The organism is Polaromonas sp. P3_C2, from assembly GCF_056402675.1.
The window spans coordinates 1-834 of the sequence record NZ_JBFUGX010001107.1 but is presented as its reverse complement, the minus strand read 5'-3'; the positions used below and the strand labels follow the sequence as shown (position 1 = coordinate 834).

Sequence of the window (834 nt, the reverse complement as noted above, 5' to 3'; positions counted from 1 at the left end):
GACCACGTGCGCCAGGTCCGCAAGGACTGCGCCTCCGTCATCCTCTGGTGCGCCGAAAAAGCCACCTGGATGGCCGGCGAGGGTGTGCAGATCTACGGCGGCAACGGCTACATCAACGAATACCCGCTGGGCCGCCTCTGGCGCGACGCCAAACTCTATGAAATCGGTGCCGGCACCAGCGAAATCCGCCGCATGCTGATTGGACGCGAATTGTTCGCCGAGACCATGTAAGGCCGGTACCCATGCCAGTGATACATCAGACGGCGAGATGGCTCCTTGTGCTCGTGCTTGCCGCGCTTCTCGGTGCGTGCGAAAAAGATGAGCCCCCGCCCTACGCGGCAGTGCCGCAAGCCGACGCTACGTTCGAATGCGGCGTCCCCGAATCTCTGCGGGGAAAGGCCGTGAACGTCTTTCTGGATGCCTCAAGGGTGGGGGAGGTCTCCGAGGAAGCTATGCTCGCCCTGAAGGGCCGTTTCGCGGCCTACGCCGTCGGCCTCACCCTGCGGGACGGCACCACCGTCAGCATCGACCTTGACGAACCCATGGGTTTTACCGCCAAGGGCCTGGCGCATCACACGGGATGTGAGCAGTTCAAGTGGGCAAGCATGGGAAACCTCACGCTGTTTGAATACGCCCATGGCGCCGGAAATCCTTATCCCGCCCAGCAGTTGATGTATTCGCTCGGCCCAACGCCTGACTTCAAGAACCTGCGCCCACTCCTGGCGGGAGGCAAGGGCGTATTCTATGAACGCGAAGGAGACCGCTGCCTGACCGGACTGGTCCAGGGTGACGGTGAAGTGGACAGGTGGTGCTACCAGAGTGGCAAGCTGTACC

General features: G+C 62.2%; 2 protein-coding genes. Both read left to right on the top strand.

Annotated features, from left to right (window positions below; translation table 11 throughout):
* Positions 1-231 (top strand): acyl-CoA dehydrogenase family protein (locus AC1DWI_RS24945; protein WP_477726154.1); only part of this gene is annotated, 231 nt, incomplete at its 5' end.
* Between the two features lie 11 nt (positions 232-242).
* The coding region (locus AC1DWI_RS24940; RefSeq protein ID WP_477726153.1) for a hypothetical protein at positions 243-834 on the top strand (592 nt) is incomplete at its 3' end.